Raw genomic sequence first — 19,242 nt, forward strand, 5'->3', positions numbered from 1 at the left:
GAAATCTTAAAGGCATATAACGGGAGGGATATTACTCCTTTACGTAATTGTTGAATAATTTTAATTTCGTATAATTAAGCTCAAACCATTCATTGAAATTATCACTATTTCTAAATACGCAATTCCTTGAGGTTTTACTCAATCGGTAACAATTATATTTTATTGTTCTTCCGCGTGAGTGATTTAGCATGGGACAACTTTCCAGCCAGGAAAGTTCACTACGCAATTAAATAATAAAACTGCAAGGAATAACAAAATGCAAAGAAAAGTACTGGCACTGATGATCCCGGCTATTTTAATGGCCGGCGCGGCACACGCTGCGGAAATTTATAACAAAGATGGCAATAAGATGGATCTGTATGGAAAAGTAGACGGGCTGCACTACTTCTCTGACAACGCCTCTGCCGACGGCGATCAAACCTACATGCGTCTGGGCTTCAAAGGCGAAACCCAGATTAACGACATGATGACCGGCTACGCCCAGTGGGAATACAACATTCAGGCCAACAACACCGAGGGTTCTGACAACCAGTCCTGGACCCGTCTGGCCTTCGCAGGCGTGAAGGTTGGCGACTATGGCTCATTCGATTACGGTCGTAACTACGGCGTGCTGTACGACGTGGAAGGCTGGACCGATATGCTGCCTGAGTTCGGCGGCGACTCCTACAGCAAAGCCGATAACTTCATGACCAACCGCGCGAACGGCGTGGCGACCTACCGCAACACCGACTTCTACGGTCTGGTGCAGGGCCTGAACTTTGCCGTTCAGTATCAGGGCACTAACGAAGGCGGCAGCAATAACGAAGAAGGGTCTGCGAGCCGCAGCGCAAACACCTACGACCAGTATGGCGTAAGCACGGGCAACGACTATCGCTATGACAATGGCGACGGCTGGGGCATTTCCTCCACTTACGACATCGGCATGGGCTTCAGCGCGGGTGCGGCCTACACCTCCTCTGACCGTACCAACGATCAGATCATCCACAGCACGGCGGGTGGCGATAAGGCCGATGCCTGGACTGCCGGTCTGAAATATGACGCCAATAATATCTATCTGGCGACCATGTATTCTGAGACCCGCAATATGACGCCATACGGCGACGGTGACGGCGTAGCGAATAAAACGCAAAACTTCGAAGTCACCGCGCAGTATCAGTTTGATTTCGGCCTCCGCCCTGCCATTTCCTACCTGCAGTCTAAAGGCAAAGATTTGGCAAACGGCCAGGGCGACCAGGATCTGGTTAAATACGCTGACGTTGGCGCAACCTACTATTTCAATAAAAACATGTCCACCTACGTGGATTATAAAATCAACCTGCTTGACGAAGATAAACAGTTCTACAAGGACAACGGTATCAGTACCGATGACGTTGTCGCGCTGGGTCTGGTTTATCAGTTCTGATGTCAATAGCCCGCATTATTGCGGGCTATCTCTTTATATACGTAAAACAGCATCATCCGATTGTTTCAGCTTGCCTGTTTCGACGATTCTGTAACATGATACGTGTTCTGCCCTTGTCGTAAGAGGCCATCGCTATGGTGCATCATCCCGTTAAATCTTCCCGTATCGCCTCGATTGGCTATGACGAACGCAGCGCCACTCTGGAAATCCGCTTTCGCGATCGTACTCTCGTGCAGTATCAGCACGTTCCCGCCCGTGTTTTTTCTGATTTTTTGCGCGTGGTCTCAAAAGGCCGCTTTTACGATGGGGTTGTTAAGGGAAAGTTTAAGGAAAACATATTACAGTAACAGCAGCCCCTCATACGATAAGGATGTACGTGTGTTCACCCGTTTATCACTGGCCCTGCTGGCACTGTTAAGCTGCGTCTGGATTGCCCTGATCTTTGATTTTGGGGACGTAGTTCAGCATCTCGGCGAACTGCTTAACCTTCTTGATGATGACTAGTTCGCTTCCTTTTTCCGAAATGTCAGATAGCCCAAAATACCGCTGCTGGCTCCATCCATTGGGTGATTAACGCCATCCGTCACTACGACTTCAGAAAAATCAAAGGGCGATACATTTTCAAAGCATGCGACGTTCACGCCGTATTGATCGGGGTTCGACCGCCGCTGATGGAACGTATAAATCCCGCATACCGAGCAAAAGAAATGGCGCGCCTGTTGGGTATTAAAGCGATACTCCGTGAGCTTATCCTCACCTTGCGTGACCGTGATTCCCGTCAACGGCGCTGAAACGGCAATTGCCCCGCGCATCCGACAGTAAGAACAGTTACATCGACGTGCGGTATTAAAACCGTCGGTCAACTCCACGGTGAACGTCACCGAACCGCAGTGGCACTGCGCATTGCGTTTTTCTGTCATTGCTATACCCCTTTTCTAACCAGTTCGGCGGCCTTCAGATATACCTCGTCCTCGACGCCATCGCCCTTTTGCCTGCCGAGCCTGACCAATTCCGCCACGATACTTTCGCAGCTGATGGGCCTTTGCGCCGCAACGAGTCCAATGACCGCGGCACCAATGGCCAGTCCGACTAATCCTGTTTGTTCATCTTTATTCTTCATGCGAAAGCTCCCTGATACCCAACAAAAGCGTAGCAGGCGTAACGTAAAATGCCCGCGTCATCTCCGCTTTTCCCTGCATTCATTCAGGAATGACAGGCTGAATTGATTTCAGCAGATGGCCGCATTTCTTTACTCATCCGCCTGCACGCTTTTATGGGCAATGCTTTCCCGTGAAAGACGCCAGAAATCATGACCGGCCGGATATTGATATAAACGGAGCGAGAATGTTTCAGCGATAGCGGTAATGTACTCAAAGATGGCCGACTGGGTATTTTCATAGTCCATCCAGAGCGTTGAAGAGGTAAAGCAGTAAATCTCCAGCGGAATACCGGACGCCGAAGGTTTTAATGTTCGTACGACAATATACATGTCCTTGATGATATCCGGCCTTTCGGCGAGATAAGCCATCATATAGTGGCGAAACAGCGTTAAGTTTGTCAGCCCGTTATCAATAAACCAGCTGTCCGGGATCCCCAGCGGATCGCGCCCGTCGACCAGCTTTGCCAGCGGTTCGCTCACGCCGCGTATTGCGAGCATAGGGGCCAGAATCTCCTGAGTGAGAAACGTGACGGAGTGCTGATCGATTGTTGTGCTGCGCATAATCCGGCGCGCGCCGGACGAAAACATGGCCTGCCAGTTGGTATAGGTTTCGGTCAGGAAATTCTTTGTTGGTATACGCGAAATCGTATTATCCCAGTTGCGTATTGTGATCGTGTGCAACGCAATATCGGTGACCTCCCCGCTCAGCCCCTTGTCCGGCATTTCAATCCAGTCACCCAGCTGAAGTACGTCGTTGGATGAAAGCTGCACGTTAGCGACCAGGGAAAGCAGGGTGTGCTGGAACACCAGCATCAGCACCGCGGCCACCGCGCCGAGGCTGGAAATAATGATCGCAGGTGATTTGTTCGACATCACGGCGATAATCATTATTGCCGCAATGATATGCACCAGAATTTTTCCGATCTGGATATACCCTTTGATAGAGTGGTTTTTTCTTTTTGTTTTCCGTAGATAGGAGCTATTAACAATGTCCAGCATCTCGTTGAAAAATACGGACAGAAAAACAAAGAACAATATCCCGCAGATGGTATTTATTGCCGTAACCAGCGACGCAGGCATATTCGGCATGAACTGCAGAACGTAATAGACGATAATAACGGGAACGAAGTTGGAAAGCTTTTCAGCAATTCGGCGATCCTTCTCCAGCGGTACGTCCTGCTTATGGCTTGCAAAGAATACCCTTCTTACGACCTTAATCAGCAGAAATTTGCACATAATATGCGCAAAGAATCCGGAGATAATCAGCAGGATAATGTTGAAACCAATCGCCAGCGCGGGGTTGCTTTCAATAAACGTTAATAAATAGTCCAGATATGCCATCGTCCCTCGCCTGCTTTGCCTGTCGTTCTGTATAATCTGTAACCCGAAATTTATTATACAAAAATTTAACTCATTCGCATCATGGTATAACACGAATAAGCAAGTCCACGCCCCGGCATCCGCCGTGGCCCGCGCTGCGTAACAAGGGTATGTGCCATTAAGCTAAAAACGTGCTGGTATTCGTCGCTGCAATCCGTACCATAATGCGAAGTTGGCGCCTTAGCGGTCCAAAGCGCCCTGCCGGTGCCCCATTTGAGATTTGAGTAAATTATAAATGTCGCAAAATCAAGAGATTAAAAAGAAAGATCAATACAACCTGAATAAGCTGCAAAAGCGACTGCGCCGTAACGTTGGCGAAGCCATTGCAGACTTCAACATGATTGAAGAAGGTGACCGCATCATGGTCTGCCTGTCAGGGGGTAAAGACAGCTACACGATGCTGGAGATCCTGCGCAATCTTCAGCAAAGCGCACCGGTGAAGTTTTCCCTGGTGGCAGTCAACCTTGACCAGAAACAGCCGGGCTTCCCGGAGCACATTCTGCCGGAGTATCTTGAGACGCTGGGCGTTGAGTATAAGATCGTTGAAGAAAATACTTACGGCATCGTTAAAGAGAAAATCCCTGAAGGGAAAACGACCTGCTCTCTCTGTTCTCGCCTGCGCCGCGGCATTTTGTACCGCACCGCGACGGAACTGGGCGCAACCAAAATTGCGCTTGGCCACCACCGCGACGATATTCTGCAGACGCTGTTCCTGAATATGTTCTACGGCGGAAAAATGAAGGGCATGCCGCCGAAGCTGATGAGCGACGACGGAAAGCACATCGTTATTCGCCCGCTCGCCTACTGCCGTGAGAAAGACATCGAGCGCTTCTCGCAGGCGAAAGGATTCCCGATCATCCCTTGTAACCTGTGCGGCTCTCAGCCAAACCTGCAGCGTCAGGTCATCGGCGATATGCTCCGCGACTGGGACAAACGCTATCCTGGCCGCATTGAAACCATGTTCAGCGCGATGCAGAACGTGGTCCCTTCACACCTTGCGGATACCGAGCTGTTTGACTTTAAAGGCATTAATCACGATTCAGACGTAGTAAACGGCGGGGATTTAGCGTTCGATCGCGAAGAGATCCCGATGCAGCCAGCCGGCTGGCAGCCGGAAGACGATGAGGCGCAGTTCGACGAACTGCGTCTGAACGTTGTTGAAGTGAAATAATGCGAAAGCGTCTCAGAATACGTCTCTGAGACGCCTTTTCAGGCTTATTTCAGCAGTCGAACGCGGCAGGTTTTGCCTTTAATTTTCCCACTCTGCAGCTGCTTCCAGGCCTTATGCGCAACAGGCTGGCGAATTGCCACGTACACGTGGGCCGGATGTACCGCAATCTTTCCGATGTCAGCCCCGTCCAGACCAATGTCTCCCGTTAGTGCACCCAGCACGTCGCCCGGACGCATCTTGGCCTTTTTGCCGCCGTCGATGCAAAGCGTGGCCATTTCCGCTTCCAGCGGAACAACGTTGACGCCGACAGGCGCATTGACCCAGTTAAGCTTGAGCTGCAGCATTTCAGACAGAATGTTGGCGCGCTGAGCCTCTTCCGGAGCGCAGAAGCTGATCGCCAGGCCGGTGTTACCGGCGCGCGCGGTACGTCCGATGCGATGAACGTGGACCTCCGGGTCCCAGGCCAGCTCGAAGTTTACCACCATCTCCAGGGATTTAATGTCCAGCCCCCGCGCCGCGACGTCCGTGGCAACCAGAATGCGCGCGCTGCCGTTGGCAAAGCGGACCAGGGTCTGATCGCGATCGCGTTGCTCCAGATCGCCGTGCAGCGATAACGCGCTCTGCCCGGCCGCATTCAGTGCGTCGCATACCGCCTGGCAGTCCTTTTTGGTGTTGCAAAAAACCACGCAGGAGGCGGGCCTGTGCTGGCTGAGCAGCTTTTGCAGCAGCGGAATTTTGCCGTGCTGTGACGTTTCAAAAAACTGCTGTTCAATCGCCGGCAGCGCATCAACGCTGTCGATCTCGATGGTCAGGGGGTTTTGCTGCACGCGCCCGCTGATGGCGGCAATGGCATCTGGCCATGTGGCAGAGAACAGCAAAGTCTGGCGATCTGCCGGAGCGAAGCGAATCACCTCATCAATGGCGTCGCTAAAGCCCATATCCAGCATGCGGTCCGCCTCGTCCATCACCAGCGTGTGCAGCGCGTCGAGCGAGACGGTGCCCTTCTGCAGGTGATCGAGCAGACGGCCCGGCGTTGCCACGATAATGTGCGGCGCGTGCTGTAAAGAATCACGCTGCGCGCCAAACGGCTGGCCGCCGCACAGCGTCAGAATTTTAGTGTTGGGCAGAAAACGCGCCAGCCGACGCAGCTCGCCCGCCACCTGATCGGCCAGTTCGCGGGTCGGACACAGGATCAGGGACTGCGTTTTGAACAAGCCAGCATCAATATGTTGCAGCACGCCCAGACCAAACGCGGCCGTTTTCCCGCTGCCCGTTTTGGCCTGCACGCGGACATCACGTCCTTCGAGAATGGCGGGCAGAGCGGCAGCCTGCACGGGGGTCATGGTGAGATAGCCCAGCTCGTTGAGGTTCTCAAGTTGGGCGGCAGGCAGAACATTAAGCGTAGAAAAAGCGGTCACAATAGTCTCTCGTGGTCATTAGCGCAGACAGATGGCGCGTATCCTCGCAGATCTCCGCTAACGATGCGACATTTTAATCGGCTCTTCATCCGGCGGCGGGTCCGGCATTGGCTGCGGACGCGGGATGGGATCGGGCATTGGCGTCGGATCGGTGGGTACCGGATCGGACTGACGGACGTTCAAGTGCAGCATTCTCATTTCCTCCAGCGTTGGGAAGTGCTCTTTTAGGGTAGACGCTGACGGGCTGGAGGCAAAAAAAAGCCGACTAATTATAGTCGGCGTCGTACGAATCAATTGTGCTATGCAGTAATTCAAAAAAAGGAAGTAAGACAATATGGAGCGCAACGCCCATCGCTTGACGTTGCATTCACCTGCGGGACCAATATTGCACCTTACGGGGCGGATGTTTATTGACTTCGCTCAATTAAAATGTCGTTTTGAGGCGCGTACAGCGGCGAAAAAGCACAATTTTACAACCATTTACTGCGATGCAACCACCACGTTACACCCCCAATCAAAACAACTAACATGATGCAAAAGGCGGAGAAACCGTACCGATAAGCCCCGCCGGGGATCCCTCCCAGATTGACGCCAAAAAGCCCGGTTAAAAAAGTGCTCGGTAAAAACACCATCGCCATCAGCGACATGGTATACGTCCGTCGCGCCAGCGATTCCTGCATCACCTGCGCGATCTCATCGGCCATCACCGCGGTTCTGGCGATACAGGAGTCAATTTCGTCCAGACCGCGTCCGAGACGGTCGGCAATATCCTGCATTCTGCGGCGGTGATCGTCATTCATCCAGCTCAGACGCTCGCTGGCAAGGCGCGCGTAAACATCGCGCTGCGGCGTCATGTAGCGGCGCATCACGATCAGCTGTTTACGCAGCAGCGCCAGAAAGCCGCGCGGCGGAATTTGCTGATCGAGCAGATTATCCTCGAGATCGATGATTTTATCGTGAAGTTCCTCGATGAATTCGCTGGCATGGTCGGTCAGCGCATCGCACACGTCCACCAGCCAGCTGCCGCCATCGGTAGGGCCTGTCCCCTCTTTCAGATCGTTGACCACATCATCAAGCGCCAGCACCTTGCGCTGGCGCGTAGAGACAATCAGCCTTTCATCCATATAGAGACGCATCGCTACGAGCTGGTCAGGGCGTTCGTCGGTGCTGCCATTAATGCAGCGCAGGGTGATCAGCGTTCCGTCGCCCATGCGGCTGACGCGCGGCCTCAGGCTTTCGCCCGCCAGCGCGTCGCGAACGTTATTCGGCAGCAGCGGCGTCGTTTCTAACCACTGCGCGCTTTCAGGGTGCGTATAGTTCAGGTGCAGCCAGCAGGGATGTTCACCGTCAATGTCATCACCGTCTTCCAGCGGCCTCGCGCCGCCCCGCCCGTCAAACACCCACGCAAAAACCGCGTCAGGAACGTTAACTTCAGATCCTTTAATGCTTTCCACACCGCCTCCACCTTTCATCTCTTACGGTGTCAGTCTAGCTTTCGCTCAACGTTAAGCAATAATTATGTGGGCATCACGCTGAATAGGTTGAGAAATTGACCGCGGGGAAACGCAAAAGCCAGGCGTAGCCCGGCTTTCTCTTTATCAGAATGAGGATGGTGAAGGGGTGGAGAGCCGCGGTTGCGGCGCAACGCGGGGTGAAAAATCAACTTGCGGAACGTCGCTGCCGAGGTGGAAGTTTCGCGTCCGGCTCTGCAGCTCAATTACCTGGTTACGCAGGACGTCGGACGAACCGTTAAGCTCTTCCGCCATCGCAACATTGCTCTGCGTAACGCGCTCGAGTTCAGACAGCGCAAGGGTAATTTGCGAAATGCCCTTCTCCTGTTCAAACGTTGAGGCCGAAATGTCGTCCATCAGTTTGCTGACGTTACTCGACCCCGCCACAATCTCCTGCATATTTTTTTCAGCCTGCGACACCACGGTGACCCCCTGCGTCACGTTATTGCTGGTGACGTCGATAAGCGTTTTGATATTTTTAGCCGCCTCTGCGCTGCGATGTGCCAGGCTTCTAACCTCGCCCGCGACAACCGAGAACCCTTTACCGTGATCGCCCGCCCTGGCAGCCTCAACGGCTGCGTTGAGAGCAAGGATGTTGGTCTGAAAAGCAATGCCGTCGATGAGGGAGATGATCTCCGTCATCTGCTGAGCGCACTCGGTAATGGACTGCATGTTATGCGCAACCTGCCCCATTAGCTCGCCGCCTTTTCGCGCCTGAAGCGTTGCCGCGCTTGCCTGCTCGCTGGCCATGCGGGTGTTATCCGCATTGTTTTTTGTGCTCGCCGCCATTTGTTCCATGCTGGCAGCCGTCTGTACGAGCGAAGCTGATTGCTGCTCGGTCTTAACCGAAAGCTGGGCGCTGCGCGAAGAAAGCTGCTCTGAGAGGGTCATGGCCGTTTGGGATGAGGCCCTGATCTCGCGCACCAGCGTCGCGATATTGCTGGATAAGCTATTAATTCCCGGGATTAAACGGCCAGCGCAGTTATTTCCAAACTCTGGAATCGAAACGGCAAGATTACCGGAGGTGACTTCTTCAATACTTTTTTTCACAGTATTGATCGGCGTCACAAGATATTTTGTCATGTATACCCAAAGCAGGAATAACATAGTGAAGTCTATCACATTGATTGAAATGGCAAGCACGGCGTTATTTGAAAATAAAGCTAACACTACCGCATTTATCAAAAAGCCAAACAGCAAAAAATAGACGATAAAGGTTCTGACGCTCATATTTCTAAGCATGATCGTTACCACGACTTTATATTTTGATCGGCATTAGGTTTTATAGCACCACGCCAGAAGTTTGTCCTCACGTTCGACGCCTGTTTTTCGTTTCGCTGCTTGATTGGCGCAATTTACCTTAGGGCGCGATAAAGCATCGTATTAGCAGAAATACCTTTCACCTTCCTCCGTTCCGCTGGCTCAGATAATGTAGACGAGATACTCTCCACTTTAGCCATACGATGCGACGTCGCGATTATTTAAGGCGTATTGCAACTTTCTCCGAAAAGAGTTTAGCGACGCTTAATGATGGGCACGCAAAATATATCGTATAGTGAGGACCCGCATAATATCTGTTCTTGTGCTGGTCATTTTAAACGATAAATCACTAATCTTATTGAGCGAGCATGTCATCTCCTGCCATCCGACATGCCCGATAAACCTACTCAGACTCTTTTGGCGCGGGATTGCATAATGCTTAACGTATCGTGGGACCCTATTTTAATAGCCATCTCTTTTCTGGTGGCGTTTATCGCCTCGTTCGTTGCGTTAGACAGCGCGGGCAAGATTCGCCTTTCCAGCCGCAGGGCCGCGCTGTTCTGGCGCGTAGCCGGCGGCGTCACGTTAGGCATCGGAATTTGGTCTATGCATTTTATCGGCATGCTGTCGATGAAAATGCCGATGATCGTGAGCTATCATCTTTGGCTTACCCTGGCCTCGCTGGGCGTTGCGGTGCTCGCCTCTACCCTGGCAATTAATATCGTCGTGCCGGGAAAATCCCTTTCACGCCTTCGCCTTCTCCTCTCCACGCTGATACTCAGCGCGGGCGTGGTATCCATGCATTACGTCGGCATGGCGGCGCTGATGCTTGATGAGGGAATAATTTGGAACGAACGGATGGTTCTGCTCTCTGTCGTGATTGCGATTGTTGCCTCAGGCGCTGCGCTGTGGATGGCGTTTCACCTGCGGGATAAACACAAAGGCGTATTTATCAACCGCATCGCGGCGGCGCTGGTCATGGCCGCCGCCATTTGTGCCATGCACTACACCGGCATGAGCGCCGCGCATTTCCACGATATGTCCCGTACGCTGCCGGGCGGAATTAGCGAGCTGGGCCTTTCAATCTGGGTGTCCGTCACTACCCTGTGCCTTCTTGGGATCATGCTGATTATTTCGCTGATAGATTCCCACTGGCGCACCGGTCGGCTGACGGACAACCTGCGGCAGCTAAACCAGCAGCTCGCCCTACAGCCGAATTTTGATACCCTGACGGGGCTGGTGAATCGCCAGCAGATGGACAAGCAGCTCCAGGACTGCCTGCATAATGCGCTGCTGAATAAGAAGCAGTTTGGCCTGGCCTTTCTGGACATAGACCACTTCAGGCGCGTAAATGACACCTGGGGGCATCAGGTGGGTGACGAACTGCTGGTTAACGTTACGCAGCGCATCACCGCCGGGCTGAGCCGCGACATGACGCTGGCGCGTCTGGGCGGTGATGCGTTTATATTACTTCTGCCAGACGCCGACGGCGAAACGCTGAACTCGCTGCTTCCTTCCCTGCTTGAGGATGTGCGCAGGCCGTACACGCTTTGCGGACATGCGCTGACCTGCACGCTCAGCGCGGGCGTCAGTCTTTACCCGGACCATGGTGAAACGCTGCATGAGCTGAAGCTCAAGGCCGATGCTGCCATGCAGCATGTCAAGCGCGAAGGCCGTAACGGCTGGTCGGTTTATCGCCCTGAGATGTCCACCGCGGCCCCCACCGAACCGGCGTTTTTGCAGGAGCTGTCGCAGGCGCTTGCGCGAGACCAGTTTGAACTGTGGTACCAACCCATCTGGCATGCCGAACAAAACGCCATACACGGCTTCGAAACCCTGCTTCGCTGGCGCCATCCGGAGCAAGGCGTTTTGCTGCCGAACCTGTTTTTACCCTCGCTCGAGCAAACCGGTTTAATTATCCCCGTAGGGAACTGGGCCATTGAAGCGGCGTGCCGACAGCTGAACTTCTGGACGGAACAGGGCTTTAGCCAGTGGACGCTATCGCTTAACTTATCCTCTGCACAGTTCGAGCAGCAGGATATCTTCCAGATTGTCTCCGCGGCGCTGCAGAAATATAACCTTTCCCCCTCCAGGCTGATTCTGGAAGTCACCGAAAGTACCGCGCTTAAAAACCTCGACCGCAGCATTGAGTTGCTTAATGCGTTTAACCGGGACGGGATTACCGTCTCTATTGATGACTTCGGCACAGGCTATTCGAACTTATTGATGCTGAGCGTGCTGCCTGCAAAAGAGCTTAAAATCGATAAGTCCTTCATCAGCTCAATGCTTGATAATTCTAAAAACCGTAAACTGGTGGAAACCATTGTAACGATTGCAAGGACGATGGAAATGAACGTTGTCGCGGAAGGTATCGAAACGCAGCAGCAGCGGGACATCCTCACGGAGCTGGGATGTGATTTTTTACAGGGCTATCTTTTCTCCCGCCCTTTGCCTGCTGAGCAAATTCCGTGGCTATTGCTGCAGAAAAATTCCGATAAACAAATTATACCTATTGGTAAAGTGCCTACCGAATCGCCTGCCGTTTCGCAGAAAAATCATGGCTGAAGAAAAGGAATGACCTATGCCGCAACATGACTTCGATGCGCTGAACTTGATTCATACGCCGGTATGGGTGATTTCACCCGTTTGCGAACGCATTCTTTTTGCGAATGCGGCGGCCACACGGATCATGGGAAACCGCACGCTTGAAGAAATGCGCGGTGGACATTATTCCGCCAGCGCGCAAACGTCGCTTTCAATGTATGTGCCTGATTTAAAAAATGCCCGCGAAATCGTTGAAATCTGGACGGTGTGCCGCGACGCGCGGCTCGCTCCCCTCAGCTGTCGCTTAACGCTTTCCGAGCTTGCGCCTTACGGCGAGGTCATCGTTTTTGAAGGTATTGAACGGGGAGCACAGACCGGGCTGAAAGCCAGCCGTTCAGCAAGCTATCAGCGTAAAAAGCAGGGTTTCTACGCCCGATTTTTTTTCACCAACACTGCCCCAATGCTGTTAATCGACCCGGCCCGGGAAGGCCAAATTGTAGATGCAAATCTTGCGGCGCTGAATTTTTACGGTTATTCCCATGACGAAATGTGCAGCAAACATACCTGGGAAATTAACACGATGGGGCGCGATATATTGCCGATTATGACCGAGATATCGCGCCTGCCCGGTGGGCATAAACCGCTCAATTTCGTCCATCGTCTTGCTGATGGAGCAACCCGGCACGTTCAAACCTATGCAGGGCCGATAGAGATCTACGGCGATAAGCTGATGCTGTGCATCGTCCACGATATCACCGAACAAAAGCGGCTTGAACTCGAGCTTGAGCATGCGGCGCAGCATGATGCGATGACCGGGCTGCTCAACCGCCGACAGTTTTACAGCATCATCGAATCCCAGATACCCAGCCCGCAGCCGCTCAGCCTGCTGCTGGTCGATACCGATCGTTTCAAGAACATCAATGATGTCTTTGGCCATTTGAAGGGGGATGAAGTGCTAATCTCCCTCGCACGCACGCTGGAAGCCTGCTGTCGTGAAGAGGACTATGTGTTTCGCTGGGGCGGAGAGGAGTTCGTGATCCTGCTCCCGTGTACGCCTCTTGATGCGGCGATACATATCGCCGAAACGATCCGCGCCGCCGTCGCGCGCATCACAATCCCCGGCCTGCCGCGTTTTACCGTCAGCATTGGCGTCGCGCGGCATGAACAAAGCGAAAGCATTGACGAGCTTTTCAAACGCGTGGATGACGCACTGTATCGCGCGAAGAATGACGGCCGTAATAAGGTCCTTGCCGCATGACGCTGGAGTATTGATTGAAGCCCCGCTACAATGCCCCACTCAAAAAATACTTTAAGGTGGGTAAAGCGTTAAATGGGCAAAACCGAATTAATACTCATCTTAATCATTACCTGCCTGATTATTTTCGGCCTATGGTTTATCTTCAGCGGTGAGATATGGATTTGGGTAAGTTATCTTGAAAATAGCCTGTATCCGACTATTGAGGCACCGTAATACCGGCACACGAATATTTTCTTAACGTGCTATAAGATTGTCCTCGCTTATAAAGTATTTTTCTACAAAAGACAGTTCATGAAAGATCCATGGGGTCCGGTGGTTACGGTCGCGGGAATGATTCACAGGTGCGGGACTGTATCGCTGTTTCGCGTCAGATGAAAATAAGCGAGGAGTATAACAGGACTATTCCACCGTTTTTTGTTTCAGCAGGTCATAGCGAACTGACAGTAGAGCCAGGGCTGTTCTTCGGGCGCTTCCGCCTGGTACAACTGGCTCAAATCGGCGTACGTCAGGGTCAGCGTGCTCATCACCTGCTGAAGTCGTGTGCTGAGGGTGTTGAGAATTTCCATTTGCGCATGGACCGGCTGCGTCCAGAGGTTTCCCCACTGCCGGGAGAGCAGCGCTTCCAGAATGCAGCATAATCCGCTAACGTCCGCGGGTCGCCACCGGTTTAGAAGTGGTATTCAGATTGTATTGTCATCACAGTTTTCGCCAGGGTAAGCGCTACATTGCAGAACGGGCGTCAAGATACTGCTGTTGTTTCAGATGCCTGAGCATGACTTTCCCTCTGTCATAAACTCGGTGCCATACCGCACCAGCCCGACACCACCCAGTTCCGCGTCAATGGCGTAGCGCAACTGAATTTTGGTCATATCGGGTAAACCATAATCTGGTAGATGGGATACAGTACCGGCCCGGGCGTTTAAAATACGCTGGATGTTATCCAGTGCAGATAAAATGACCTGGTCGTCTTCGTTTACAACTTCAAGGGGAAGATCCCCTGTAAAGTTGCCAGTAAGTATTTCGTATAGAGACGGTGATTTATATCTCATGCTTATGGGGTTTCCAAATACTTTACGCTAGTTATGCTTTGGACCGGTTTATTCTGCTTTTTCCTGAACATACTTCAATAAAATCACTAATACATATCCTGCCGAACAGGAGATAAGCATTAATATAATCCTGAGAGGATTGGTTTCATGCCATAAATAAATCATGAAGACAGTAACCAAGCCAAAAATTACTGAAGAGTGCTTTGGTTTTATAAATGCAGACAGGAATGTAGTAGGAATGATAACATATCTCATGTAGAACATTACAAATCCAAGCCCTACCCCCCTACTCCTTGGTGTAAAATATGTCCTATACCATTCGTAACCAAAATTGTGAACTACCAGGACGGTGATGCACCCAAGGAAGGCTATCATCAGTTTTGCTATAATGTTTTTATTTTCTTGCATTCAGGTAAAGTCCAGCCTGAAAAACCACTGTCCGAAGGATAAAGAAAGTCGATGCCTGACCATTCAGGCGCAACTAGGTCAGAGAACTGATATTGCCAAAAATACCAAGCTGAACTTTTAATTTTTTCTCCAGTTTTGTCATAGACGACGAAAAATGATTGATTTGAAAAAAGACGCAATACCCGACCCACCCCGCCAAAAGGCTTGTAGTTAGGAATGTAAGTAATGGCATAGCAAGAGCTGTCTTCACTCCATATTTTTTCGCTGGGTGTAGCTTTCTTATAAGCCAGTGTCTTTATTGACAGGAGAATAATGGATATTGATACAAATAAACAGAGTGTCAATTTCACTATGAACTTGATTGAGCTAAGCATGTTTTTAATCCATCAATGAATATTCTTCAATGCCAATATTGTCACATCTGGTGATTTGATTGTTTTAAACATGAATTGCTATAATGTTAACCGCATTCAGGAATATTCCATCCGTCCCATCCATCACTTGTAGGATAAGTTGCGTTCTGTCCATGCCATTCTGGCGCCACTAAATCAGAAAATTGAGACTGCCAAAAGTACCATGCAGAGCTTTTTATTTTCTTTCCATTCTGGTCATACACAATAAAGAAGGATTGATTAGAAAACAACCTCAATACTCGTCCAATTCCACCATATGGGCGATAATCAGGAATATAAGTGACTAGCTCGCACTTTTTATCTCGACTCCATACTGAATCATTCTTTATTGCGCCCCTATAAGCCAAGATCTTAACAGCCATCAAAATCACAGAAAGGATGATGGCTAAGATAAAGATCAGGAGGAATACTTTTTGCAAGTGCTTATTCACTTATATCCTACCCCTTCCAGAATGAATATTCATCCATATTTAACTTGTAAAGTTTATATAGAGAATTTCGGATATTCGAAGCAAATGATGTTGTATGTCTTTAAGTTAACCGTGGAACTTCAAAAATTCAATGATATCATCCGAAAAATTGCTTCGTCCGAGGTATTCATTTCTTTCTCTCTCATTCAAACTTTTCCAAAAAGGTTCCCAATATACATCCCACCAGAACGCTATATCTCCTTGCAGACTACCATAATTACCAAAGTCCTTATCAGGGAAAACACTTTCTGGTTCTGGAGGTTCTAAGCCTTTATCACAAAGACATTTAACAAAATCATTATCATTTGTGATGACTTTTACTATGATTTGCCCAAATTCTGTAAATCTATAACAGATGAGAGTTTTATTGTGATAAACAATTTTTTCTTTTTCCTCATTTATTCTTAGCGCTCCATGAAAAAAATAATTCAATAAGATGCTCAATAACTGACAGATCTTCAGGCTTTATCATAAATTGAGCTGAGTGAGCATGTACATCACTTTTCTCCATAGGTAAAAATAACGGATAGCCTCCCTCCTCCTTTGGCAAAGCACTGAACTGACCAATGGGAAAATCACTCTGAATCTTTTTCTTTGTAAACAAACTTAATAAATTAATTTTCATCAATGTAATCCGCAACCCAGTCTGCCCCATAATATCCAGCCGCACCGAATATTATCCCACCAACAAGTCCAGTGATGACTGCACCTGGTCCTGTTTCCACCCCCACAGCGGCTCCAGCAAGAGTGCCTATTTTTGCTCCAGCAACAAATCCACCCCAACCACCAGCTTGCCGAATAACTTCTGCACTAATAGGTTTTACACTTCCAGTTTTTATGGATTTTTCAGTCGCCTGCTCAAGATCATATGCTGTTAATACTATACCTACAACCTGAACAACACGACCGGCTTTCGCCATACCTTTTGCAAATTAAGGAATGCTATCGTTAGTTTTGCTATATTTTTTCTAAAAAAATTCGCACATAACTTTCAGTGAGTTCATTCCATTTTTATACAAAAAATTATATTTACTACTCAGTAAAAAAATGAGTAGAAAACACTCCACCATTTTTTATTTTTTACTGGAATTGTGTAGCCTTCGGTGAAATCATTAACCCCGTTAAGGGATAGTGATTTTTCTGTACCATCCGCATCATCAGGGAAGAGTATATCATTTCCAAAGATAGTATATTGATCTGTAAATACAAATGGTGAGCTTTGTCCTAAATATTTATTTTCTGCATCATACAATACCAAAAAAACATCGCCTTCGATAGCCCATTGGAAAAACGATACTGGAGTGGTGGGCAAGACATAGTAAGCCACAGTTTTGTATTTCCCATCTTCACTAATTTGTTCGTGTGCTTTGTTGAAATCTCCAAAAAAGGCTGTAGGTGATAGAATCATCCACAATATTAAAATTGGGATGATTACTAGGACTAATTTCAACTTTTTCATTTTCATCATAGAATCACCAGTCGGTCTTTATCTAATGGAGGCATCCAGAGTACATCAGAAAAAACTATATAGTCACCGCCAGTGTTATGTTTATTTTGCCACTTTCTAAAATCCGAGTTAAAAACCGGTACAAAGCCGTAAAACATTCGCACTAATAAACCAAATGCACCTGATCCATACGATGACATATACGATAGCGTTTCCGCCTTATTTAGAATTCGGTCCTTCCCCCAAACACCTAATGATTCCGGTATGTCGATGCCGAATTTATCATCATCTAAAAAGTCATATGTATCTTTAATATAAAACCCTAAAAACTCGATGGTGAGAGTATGTACACCATTGAGCAAGTTGACTGTTCCACGGACACATACCTTTAAATTACAGTTTCCAATCGCGCCATACCAATCATTAACTGTATCGAACTTGCTGCCAATTATAAGAAAGTTGGCTTGCGTTGTTGCATCTAATTCTTTTACATCATCCGAAAACCCAAATTTAACAGTTTCGCCTTCCGAAAGCTTTATATTGAAAATATGCTTCTTTAATACCTTTCTGCTATTTATGGTGTTCCACGATGACCTAAGCTCATTGATGCCATTTTTCACTTGGGGAAACTGATTCGCCCATACCATTTTCACGATGTTATCATTCACCTTAGATAGGGGGATATTTCTTGCATCGCAGTTAAGAAATTCAGTTTTTGATTCTTTGTTAAACGAGTAAGCTGGGGAAATGCTGAACCAATGCTCCATTAATTTGGGTGCCATTTCCCAGCCCATTTTTCTCATTGCACTGGGGATCATATCAATGTGGAAGAAATCAACACTGACTTTCTTTTCCTTATGCTCCTGCTCTTTAGTTGTGGTCGTTGATGAAACTGCCATTACCTTGTCCCCGCTCTGATCTGGAAAACATAATCCAGGTTTACGTTTTCTTCTAAGTCTGAATTAACTGTATGCGTTAGGGCTGAATCAGTTCTTCCCTGCACCTTGCCTGTAGATGTCTGAACTTGATATGCAAACTCCATATCTTCAGTTCCTGTTAAGGAATCTATGACCCTGAAACATGCGGTATTCAGACCACATGATAAATTTGGTAATGGAGCGGGCATTTCAGCCGGTCCCTGATCCAAGGTATTGCTTCCTGCTGCCATCGTCCGCTTCACTTTGCGCATATACGATACTGTCGTACCGTACTCCACCTTTCCTGCTTCAAGACGCAGGTAGCTGCCCCCGCCGATCAGCGTGACACGCTTTTTCCCGGCAAAGGAGATGTCATTCGCCGAGCTCATCGTCAGCTTCTTCTCCGCAAACAGCCGCAGGCTGGCATTCTGCGCCTGCATCTCCACCGGGCCCTCGCTGGCCTTCAGGCTCAGCTGCCCGGTGCGCGCGAACAGCCCCAGTTTTTCTCCCGCCAGGGCCGTCATGTTGCCCATGACGCCGGCGCTGATATCCCCGCCTGCATTGATGGCGACGTTTTTGGTTGCGGCTATTTGCAGATGTTCCCCGCTGGTCAGGGCCATCCCTTCCGGGGCGGACATCAGCAGCGCCTCATTGAGCGGCTTCAGCCGCTGCGCAAACATCGCTATCTGGCTATCCACGTCAGCCTTCAGCGCCTGCGCCTGTTCTGCTGCCATTTCCAGCTGCTGCAGCTGCTGGTTAAGCCGCTCGATTTCCTGCAGGGCGGCGCTCATGTCCAGCGCCTCGCCCTGCGCCTTTGGCTGTGCGTCCGCGCTGACAAACAGCCCCGTCCCGGCGCGAATAACCCCGTGCTCATCGGTGCGCAGCTCGGCACCCGTGCCGCGAGGCTGCCCCTGCGCGTCCACCAGGTGCCCGCTGCTGAGCTGGGTTTTGCCGTACTCCGTGGCGAGCTTAACGTGCTCCTCGCCGCGCCGGTCCTCCATCCGCAGCTTGTTGTTCGCCGGGGTTCTGAGGATGTTCCGGGTGTGGTTGTCGCGCGTGACGTGGTCAGGGTGTTCGGAGTCGTGCAGGGCATATGCGATGTACGGCAGGTCTATATCGCCGTTGCTGTACGCTATCGCCACCTCGGTGCCGTCGGTAAGCGGCGTGTGCCAGCCCAGCGTATCGCCTGCGGTCGGCTTCGCCATCCGCAGCCACAGGTACCCAAAGCCCTGCTCCGTGCCTTCGCGGTCGAAGTCCAGCCTGACCCGGTAGCGCCCGTGCTCGTCCAGGTGCGCGTAAATGTCGTTCTTCTCCCGGCTCTCAACGCGTGCCGGAAGCGTGCCGTGGATTTCAGGGCGCGGGATTTCCGCCGGACGGAAGCAGTAACGTTCGGTGTAGGGCATGCCCCGGACCGACACGTGCAGCCGGGAATCTC

At 50.2% G+C, this 19,242-nt stretch carries 22 protein-coding genes and 2 pseudogenes; 7 read left to right on the forward strand and 17 right to left on the reverse strand.

Annotation, left to right across the window (positions count from 1 at the left end; all coding sequences use genetic code 11):
• Nucleotides 1-256 precede the first annotated feature (256 nt).
• The 3 genes from ompC to DBY73_RS22285 all read left to right on the forward strand — a co-directional run bounded on the left by ompC (nt 257) and on the right by DBY73_RS22285 (nt 1,906).
• A complete protein-coding gene (gene ompC, locus DBY73_RS05205) occupies nt 257-1,402 on the forward strand; it encodes a porin OmpC (RefSeq protein WP_112010130.1) in 1,146 nt (381 codons plus the stop codon).
• 134 nt (nt 1,403-1,536) lie between these two features.
• Nucleotides 1,537-1,749, forward strand: coding sequence for a KTSC domain-containing protein (locus tag DBY73_RS05210; RefSeq protein ID WP_112010131.1), 213 nt, complete (start codon nt 1,537-1,539; stop codon nt 1,747-1,749).
• A 31-nt stretch (nt 1,750-1,780) separates the two neighbouring features.
• The gene (locus DBY73_RS22285; protein WP_258458374.1) at nt 1,781-1,906 is read left to right on the forward strand and encodes a hypothetical protein; all 126 of its coding nucleotides are present in this window, start codon (nt 1,781-1,783) and stop codon (nt 1,904-1,906) included.
• On the opposite strand, the gene DBY73_RS05215 is transcribed toward DBY73_RS22285, so the two are convergent.
• From DBY73_RS05215 to DBY73_RS05225, 3 genes are all read right to left on the reverse strand, one after another.
• A complete protein-coding gene (locus tag DBY73_RS05215) occupies nt 1,903-2,322 on the reverse strand; it encodes a GFA family protein (RefSeq protein WP_112010132.1) in 420 nt (139 codons plus the stop codon). The genes DBY73_RS22285 and DBY73_RS05215 overlap by 4 nt on opposite strands.
• Before the next feature lie 2 nt (nt 2,323-2,324).
• Nucleotides 2,325-2,522 carry a hypothetical protein gene (locus tag DBY73_RS05220; RefSeq protein ID WP_112010133.1) on the reverse strand — a complete coding sequence of 66 codons (198 nt, stop codon included), beginning with the start codon at nt 2,520-2,522 and terminating at the stop codon, nt 2,325-2,327.
• A gap of 129 nt (nt 2,523-2,651) precedes the next feature.
• The gene (locus DBY73_RS05225; protein ID WP_112010134.1) at nt 2,652-3,902 is read right to left on the reverse strand and encodes a mechanosensitive ion channel domain-containing protein; all 1,251 of its coding nucleotides are present in this window, start codon (nt 3,900-3,902) and stop codon (nt 2,652-2,654) included.
• A gap of 274 nt (nt 3,903-4,176) precedes the next feature.
• On the opposite strand from DBY73_RS05225, the gene ttcA reads away from it, so the two are divergent.
• Nucleotides 4,177-5,112 (forward strand): tRNA 2-thiocytidine(32) synthetase TtcA, encoded by a 936-nt coding sequence (gene ttcA, locus DBY73_RS05230; RefSeq protein ID WP_112010135.1) that lies wholly within the window; start codon nt 4,177-4,179, stop codon nt 5,110-5,112.
• 44 nt (nt 5,113-5,156) lie between these two features.
• Here ttcA and dbpA read toward each other — a convergent pair whose 3' ends face one another.
• From dbpA to DBY73_RS05250, 4 genes are all read right to left on the reverse strand, one after another.
• Nucleotides 5,157-6,530, reverse strand: a complete 1,374-nt coding sequence (gene dbpA, locus DBY73_RS05235; RefSeq protein WP_112010136.1) for an ATP-dependent RNA helicase DbpA — start codon at nt 6,528-6,530, stop codon at nt 5,157-5,159.
• 57 nt (nt 6,531-6,587) lie between these two features.
• Nucleotides 6,588-6,722, reverse strand: coding sequence for a hypothetical protein (locus DBY73_RS22290; protein ID WP_258458377.1), 135 nt, complete (start codon nt 6,720-6,722; stop codon nt 6,588-6,590).
• 278 nt (nt 6,723-7,000) lie between these two features.
• Complete coding sequence (gene zntB, locus DBY73_RS05245; RefSeq protein WP_112010138.1) at nt 7,001-7,984, reverse strand: zinc transporter ZntB; 984 nt, start codon at nt 7,982-7,984, stop codon at nt 7,001-7,003.
• Nucleotides 7,985-8,128: 144 nt separating this feature from the next.
• Nucleotides 8,129-9,283 carry a methyl-accepting chemotaxis protein gene (locus DBY73_RS05250; RefSeq protein WP_112010139.1) on the reverse strand — a complete coding sequence of 385 codons (1,155 nt, stop codon included), beginning with the start codon at nt 9,281-9,283 and terminating at the stop codon, nt 8,129-8,131.
• Nucleotides 9,284-9,736: 453 nt separating this feature from the next.
• On the opposite strand from DBY73_RS05250, the gene DBY73_RS05255 reads away from it, so the two are divergent.
• From DBY73_RS05255 to DBY73_RS22055, 3 genes are all read left to right on the forward strand, one after another.
• Complete coding sequence (locus tag DBY73_RS05255; RefSeq protein ID WP_112010140.1) at nt 9,737-11,866, forward strand: bifunctional diguanylate cyclase/phosphodiesterase; 2,130 nt, start codon at nt 9,737-9,739, stop codon at nt 11,864-11,866.
• 16 nt (nt 11,867-11,882) lie between these two features.
• Complete coding sequence (locus DBY73_RS05260; protein WP_112010141.1) at nt 11,883-13,103, forward strand: sensor domain-containing diguanylate cyclase; 1,221 nt, start codon at nt 11,883-11,885, stop codon at nt 13,101-13,103.
• 72 nt (nt 13,104-13,175) lie between these two features.
• Entirely contained in the window at nt 13,176-13,316 is a 141-nt protein-coding gene (locus tag DBY73_RS22055; RefSeq protein ID WP_146745745.1) for an Ecr family regulatory small membrane protein, read from the forward strand.
• A gap of 257 nt (nt 13,317-13,573) precedes the next feature.
• Here DBY73_RS22055 and DBY73_RS22295 read toward each other — a convergent pair.
• The 10 genes and pseudogenes from DBY73_RS22295 to vgrG form a co-directional block, all read right to left on the reverse strand.
• Nucleotides 13,574-13,800: pseudogene (locus DBY73_RS22295) on the reverse strand (hypothetical protein); the annotation flags it as partial.
• A 23-nt stretch (nt 13,801-13,823) separates the two neighbouring features.
• Nucleotides 13,824-14,152, reverse strand: a pseudogene (locus DBY73_RS05265) (type VI secretion system baseplate subunit TssE).
• 383 nt (nt 14,153-14,535) lie between these two features.
• The gene (locus tag DBY73_RS05275) at nt 14,536-14,934 is read right to left on the reverse strand and encodes a hypothetical protein (protein WP_112010143.1); all 399 of its coding nucleotides are present in this window, start codon (nt 14,932-14,934) and stop codon (nt 14,536-14,538) included.
• 86 nt (nt 14,935-15,020) lie between these two features.
• Complete coding sequence (locus DBY73_RS05280) at nt 15,021-15,404, reverse strand: hypothetical protein (protein WP_112010144.1); 384 nt, start codon at nt 15,402-15,404, stop codon at nt 15,021-15,023.
• Between the two features lie 105 nt (nt 15,405-15,509).
• The gene (locus DBY73_RS22065) at nt 15,510-15,875 is read right to left on the reverse strand and encodes a hypothetical protein (RefSeq protein ID WP_146745747.1); all 366 of its coding nucleotides are present in this window, start codon (nt 15,873-15,875) and stop codon (nt 15,510-15,512) included.
• Nucleotides 15,838-16,068: a hypothetical protein gene (locus tag DBY73_RS05290; RefSeq protein ID WP_112010146.1), complete on the reverse strand. Its 231-nt coding sequence runs from the start codon at nt 16,066-16,068 to the stop codon at nt 15,838-15,840. The genes DBY73_RS22065 and DBY73_RS05290 overlap by 38 nt, the downstream gene beginning before the upstream one ends.
• Nucleotides 16,058-16,363 carry a hypothetical protein gene (locus DBY73_RS05295; RefSeq protein WP_258458376.1) on the reverse strand — a complete coding sequence of 102 codons (306 nt, stop codon included), beginning with the start codon at nt 16,361-16,363 and terminating at the stop codon, nt 16,058-16,060. The genes DBY73_RS05290 and DBY73_RS05295 overlap by 11 nt, the downstream gene beginning before the upstream one ends.
• 116 nt (nt 16,364-16,479) lie before the next feature.
• Nucleotides 16,480-16,911: a DUF6201 family protein gene (locus tag DBY73_RS05300; protein ID WP_112010147.1), complete on the reverse strand. Its 432-nt coding sequence runs from the start codon at nt 16,909-16,911 to the stop codon at nt 16,480-16,482.
• Nucleotides 16,908-17,789 (reverse strand): DUF6402 family protein, encoded by an 882-nt coding sequence (locus tag DBY73_RS05305; RefSeq protein ID WP_112010148.1) that lies wholly within the window; start codon nt 17,787-17,789, stop codon nt 16,908-16,910. The genes DBY73_RS05300 and DBY73_RS05305 overlap by 4 nt, the downstream gene beginning before the upstream one ends.
• On the reverse strand, nt 17,789-19,242 hold a 1,454-nt coding region (gene vgrG / locus DBY73_RS05310; RefSeq protein ID WP_146745748.1), incomplete at its 5' end, for a type VI secretion system Vgr family protein. The genes DBY73_RS05305 and vgrG, both read right to left, overlap by 1 nt.

Source organism: Enterobacter sp. RIT418 (assembly GCF_003057745.1).
Lineage (GTDB): Bacteria > Pseudomonadota > Gammaproteobacteria > Enterobacterales > Enterobacteriaceae > Enterobacter.

Excerpts from the sequence above, each read along its gene's own strand:
- DBY73_RS05300 (WP_112010147.1), bottom strand. The coding sequence starts at position 16,911 with ATGATGAAAATGAAAAAGTTGAAATTAGTCCTAGTAATCATCCCAATT.
- DBY73_RS05255 (WP_112010140.1), top strand. The coding sequence starts at position 9,737 with ATGCTTAACGTATCGTGGGACCCTATTTTAATAGCCATCTCTTTTCTG.
- ompC (WP_112010130.1), top strand. The coding sequence starts at position 257 with ATGCAAAGAAAAGTACTGGCACTGATGATCCCGGCTATTTTAATGGCC.
- DBY73_RS05210 (WP_112010131.1), top strand. The coding sequence starts at position 1,537 with ATGGTGCATCATCCCGTTAAATCTTCCCGTATCGCCTCGATTGGCTAT.
- DBY73_RS05275 (WP_112010143.1), bottom strand. The coding sequence starts at position 14,934 with ATGCTTAGCTCAATCAAGTTCATAGTGAAATTGACACTCTGTTTATTT.
- DBY73_RS22055 (WP_146745745.1), top strand. The coding sequence starts at position 13,176 with ATGGGCAAAACCGAATTAATACTCATCTTAATCATTACCTGCCTGATT.
- ttcA (WP_112010135.1), top strand. The coding sequence starts at position 4,177 with ATGTCGCAAAATCAAGAGATTAAAAAGAAAGATCAATACAACCTGAAT.
- DBY73_RS05260 (WP_112010141.1), top strand. The coding sequence starts at position 11,883 with ATGCCGCAACATGACTTCGATGCGCTGAACTTGATTCATACGCCGGTA.
- DBY73_RS05220 (WP_112010133.1), bottom strand. The coding sequence starts at position 2,522 with ATGAAGAATAAAGATGAACAAACAGGATTAGTCGGACTGGCCATTGGT.
- DBY73_RS05290 (WP_112010146.1), bottom strand. The coding sequence starts at position 16,068 with ATGAAAATTAATTTATTAAGTTTGTTTACAAAGAAAAAGATTCAGAGT.
- DBY73_RS05225 (WP_112010134.1), bottom strand. The coding sequence starts at position 3,902 with ATGGCATATCTGGACTATTTATTAACGTTTATTGAAAGCAACCCCGCG.
- DBY73_RS05215 (WP_112010132.1), bottom strand. The coding sequence starts at position 2,322 with ATGACAGAAAAACGCAATGCGCAGTGCCACTGCGGTTCGGTGACGTTC.
- DBY73_RS05305 (WP_112010148.1), bottom strand. The coding sequence starts at position 17,789 with ATGGCAGTTTCATCAACGACCACAACTAAAGAGCAGGAGCATAAGGAA.
- DBY73_RS05295 (WP_258458376.1), bottom strand. The coding sequence starts at position 16,363 with ATGGCGAAAGCCGGTCGTGTTGTTCAGGTTGTAGGTATAGTATTAACA.
- DBY73_RS05250 (WP_112010139.1), bottom strand. The coding sequence starts at position 9,283 with ATGCTTAGAAATATGAGCGTCAGAACCTTTATCGTCTATTTTTTGCTG.
- DBY73_RS22290 (WP_258458377.1), bottom strand. The coding sequence starts at position 6,722 with ATGCTGCACTTGAACGTCCGTCAGTCCGATCCGGTACCCACCGATCCG.